5 protein-coding genes are annotated in these 4,050 nt (G+C 70.6%); all 5 read left to right on the top strand.

All coding sequences use genetic code 11. The features are described 5' to 3' along the window. Positions 1 to 167 precede the first annotated feature (167 nt). Positions 168 to 353: a Trm112 family protein gene (locus ASC99_RS31145; protein WP_057238377.1), complete on the top strand. Its 186-nt coding sequence runs from the start codon at positions 168 to 170 to the stop codon at positions 351 to 353. Positions 354 to 383: 30 nt separating this feature from the next. Next, a complete protein-coding gene (locus ASC99_RS31140; protein WP_057238375.1) occupies positions 384 to 1,607 on the top strand; it encodes an SIS domain-containing protein in 1,224 nt (407 codons plus the stop codon). Positions 1,608 to 1,710: 103 nt separating this feature from the next. After that, on the top strand, positions 1,711 to 2,676 hold the full coding sequence (locus tag ASC99_RS31135; RefSeq protein ID WP_057238373.1) for a cation diffusion facilitator family transporter: 966 nt from the start codon (positions 1,711 to 1,713) through the stop codon (positions 2,674 to 2,676). A gap of 278 nt (positions 2,677 to 2,954) precedes the next feature. Next, positions 2,955 to 3,098 (top strand): hypothetical protein, encoded by a 144-nt coding sequence (locus tag ASC99_RS39135; protein WP_157531879.1) that lies wholly within the window; start codon positions 2,955 to 2,957, stop codon positions 3,096 to 3,098. Then, positions 3,065 to 4,050 (top strand): adenosylhomocysteinase (locus ASC99_RS31130; protein ID WP_057238378.1); only part of this gene is annotated, 986 nt, incomplete at its 3' end. The genes ASC99_RS39135 and ASC99_RS31130, both read left to right, overlap by 34 nt.

Raw genomic sequence — 4,050 nt, 5'->3', positions numbered from 1 at the left:
AACGTCGAAGCCCACGACCCCACCACCATGACCACCATCCGCGACACCGCACTCACCCTCATCCGCACCTGACACCCCCACCCCCACCCCCGGCCGGTATCGTTGCCACCGGCCGGGGCACCGCTGTACCGGCGCACCGTGTACCGACTTCTGGAGCCTGACGACCCATGAGCAGCCTGCCGTCCTTCCTGCTGGAGATCCTGGTCTGCCCCGAGTGCCACTCCGCGCTCGCCGAGGAGAGCAAGGGCGAGGAGCACGAGCTGCGCTGCACCGGTGAGAGCTGCGGTCTGGTCTACCCGGTCCGCGACGGCATCCCGGTGCTCCTGGTGGACGAGGCCCGCCGCCCCTCCTGAAACGACCCGTCCCGGCCGGAGGCCAGCCGCATGATCGACGACAGTCTGCTCGACGACCCGGCCGCCCTCCGGCGCGCCGACCGGGACCATGCCCTGCTCGCCCTCGCGGGCGCCGGGGCCCGGGTGAGGACCGCCCTGCGGCTCGCCGACGATGCCGGGCTCGCGGCGCTGCGGCCGGACGGCCGCCCGCGCACCCTGCTGGTCGCGGGCCACGGCAGCGTGCTGGCAGCAGGCAGTGCGCTGGCCGCGCTGGCGGCCGGGACCACCCAGGTGCTCCCGCTGCCGCCGAGCGCTGCCGAGCCGGTGCGGCGTGACCGGACGGCCGCCGACCCGATGTTCTCGGCCGGGATGAGCTGGCAACTGCCCGGCTGGGTCGGTCCGATCGACCTGCTGGTGATCGCCTCGATCGACGGCACCGAGCAGGGCCTGATCGGCCTCGCCCAGCAGGCGTACGCGCGCGGCTGCTCGGTGGTGGTGATCGCCCCGGTGGTGAGCCCGCTGACCGAGGCCGCGCACCAGGTCCGCGGCCTGCCGCTGCCGTACGCGCCGTCCACGGTGGACCCGGCCGAGCCGGTCGCGGGCGCCGAGCCCGACCTGCCCGCGCTGGACCCGGGCGCACTCTGGGCGCTGCTGGCCCCACTGCTGGCGCTCACCGAGAAGCTCGGGGTGACCCAACTACCGCCCGGCGCACTGCAGTCCACCGCCGACCGGCTGGACGAGACGGCGGTCCGCTGCCGCCCGGACGCCGGCGCGTACGTGAACCCGGCCAAGGACCTGGCGGGCAAGCTCTCCGGCACCGTCCCGCTGCTCTGGGCCGAGGGGCCGGTGGCGACGGCGGTGGTGGAGCGGTTCGCCACCATGCTGGCTGACCGGGCCGGCCGTCCGGCGCTGGCCGGAGCGCTGCCGCAGGTGCTGACCAGCCACCGGGGCATGTTCGTCGGCCAGCTCGGCTCGGGTGCCGACCCGGACGACTTCTTCCGGGACCGGGTGGACGAGCCCGACCCGCTGATGCTCCAGGTGCTGCTGCTCCGTCAGACCCCGGGCCGCGCCACCGATCCGGCCGAGGAGGACCAGGCCGAGGTGCCGGAGCCGAGCTATCCGGTCCGCCGCGCACACCGGCTGGCCGAGGCGCACGAGGTCCGGCTGACCGAGTACCGCAGTGCACAGGCCGATCCGCTCCAGGCACTGGCCGAGCTCACCGCGCTGACCGACTTCGCCGCGGTCTACCTCGGCCTCGCCGCCACGCGGGACTGACCGACTCTCAGCTCCTGACCGCACCGGGATACTGTGTGCGGTCGGCAAGCTGAGCGTCGGCCGGTGCGGTGCACCGGCCCAGTCGGAGGGACACCACCCCAGCATGAGCACCGAAGGCGGCACCAAAGCACTGGTTGCGGCGCTGTCCGCGAACCTGGCGATCGCCGCGAGCAAGTTCACGGCCTTCGCCTTCACCGGCTCGTCCTCGATGCTCGCCGAAGGCGTGCACTCGGTGGCCGACTCGGGCAACCAGGTGCTGCTGCTGGTGGGCAGCAAGCGGGCGGCCCGCGAGGCCGACGAGGAACACCCGTTCGGGTATGGCCGCGAGCGGTACATCTACGCGTTCGTGGTCTCCATCGTGCTGTTCAGCGTCGGTGGCCTGTTCGCGGTGTACGAGGGTGTGGACAAGATCCGTCACCCGCACGAACTGCACGGCTGGTACTGGGCGGTCGGCGTGCTGGTCTTCGCCATCCTGGCGGAGAGCTGGTCGTTCTGGACCGCGATCACCGAGGGGCGCAAGGCCAAGGGCACGCTCGGCTGGGTGGAGTACATCCGCCGGGCGAAGGCCCCCGAGCTGCCGGTGGTGCTGCTGGAGGACTTCGGCGCGTTGATCGGCCTGGTGCTCGCGCTGCTCGGCGTCGGCCTCACCGTGATCACCGGCGACGGGATCTGGGACGGCATCGGCACGCTCTCCATCGGTCTGCTGCTGGTGGCCATCGCCGTGGTGCTCGCGATGGAGACCCGCAGCCTGCTGATCGGCGAGTCCGCGGACAAGAACGACGTGCAGAAGATCCGTGCGGCGCTGGTCGACCACGACTCGGTGACCCGGATCATCCACATGCGCACCCTGCACCTCGGCCCGGAGGAGCTGCTGGTCGCCGCGAAGATCGGCGTCAACGCGGAGGACACCGCCGTCCAGGTGGCCGAGGCCATCGACCTGGCCGAGGCCCGGGTCCGCAAGGCCGTCCCGATCGCCCGGGTGATCTACCTGGAGCCGGACATCTACAGCGCCGAGAAGGAGGCCCAGGGCCTCGACCCGGCGGCCACCCCCGGCGGTCCCACACGCTGACGCACCGTCGGATCCGGCCGCCCGACGGCGGCCGAAACTGCCCGTACGAATCCCGTGCGACTGCGCCGTCGGTGTAGATTCGTCAGCAGAGCCAAACGTCGCTGCTGATGGCGGTCGATCGACGGTGCCCGGCACAACCGGGTGCGGGCGGTCGAGGGAGAGAGGTCCTCCGACGGATTGTGCCGCAGGAGCAGTACGCCGTGCCGTCGGGCGTCCTGCCACTGAGCACACCCGTAAGACAGGCCCGCACCACCCCATGCAGCGAGGAGCACTTCCGCATGTCGACCAACCTCAACGGTGACTTCAAGGTCGCCGACCTCTCGCTTGCCGCCTTCGGGCGCAAGGAGATCCAGCCGACCTCTCGCTTGCCGCCTTCGGGCGCAAGGAGATCCAGCTCGCCGAGCACGAGATGCCCGGTCTGATGTCGATCCGCAAGGAGTTCGCGGCCACCAAGCCGCTGGCCGGTGCGCGGATCACCGGTTCGCTGCACATGACCGTGCAGACCGCCGTCCTGATCGAGACCCTGGTCGCGCTCGGCGCCGACGTCCGCTGGTGCTCCTGCAACATCTTCTCCACCCAGGACCACGCTGCCGCCGCCATCGCGGTCGGTCCGGAGGGCACGCCGGAGAACCCCAGTGGTGTTCCGGTGTTCGCCTGGAAGGGCGAGACGCTGGAGGAGTACTGGTGGTGCACCGAGCAGGCGCTGACCTGGCCGAACGGTCAGACCCCGAACATGATCCTGGACGACGGTGGCGACGCAACCCTCCTGATCCACAAGGGCGTCGAGTTCGAGAAGGCCGGCGAGGCCCCGGACCCGTCCACCGCGGACAACGAGGAGTTCCGCCTCATCCTCGAGGTGCTGAACCGCACCCTCAAGGACACCCCGAACAAGTGGACCGAGATGGCGGCCACCATCAAGGGCGTCACCGAGGAGACCACCACCGGTGTGCACCGGCTGTACGAGATGCACCGTGACGGCAAGCTGCTGTTCCCGGCGATCAACGTCAACGACGCCGTCACCAAGTCGAAGTTCGACAACAAGTACGGCTGCCGCCACTCGCTGATCGACGGCATCAACCGTGCCACCGACGTGCTGATCGGCGGCAAGGTCGCCGTCGTCTGCGGCTACGGCGACGTGGGCAAGGGCTCCGCCGAGTCGCTCCGCGGCCAGGGCGCCCGCGTCATCATCACCGAGATCGACCCGATCTGCGCGCTGCAGGCGGCGATGGACGGCTACCAGGTCACCACCCTGGAGGACGTCGTCGGTATCGCGGACATCTTCATCACCACCACGGGCAACAAGGACATCATCCTTGCCAAGCACATGGAGCAGATGAAGCACCAGGCGATCGTCGGCAACATCGGTCACTTCTC

Origin of the sequence: Kitasatospora sp. Root107 (assembly GCF_001424875.1) — a bacterium.
Classification (GTDB): Bacteria; Actinomycetota; Actinomycetes; order Streptomycetales; family Streptomycetaceae; genus Kitasatospora.
Note: the sequence above shows the minus strand (reverse complement) of the source record. Positions and strands in the feature narration are given on the sequence as shown.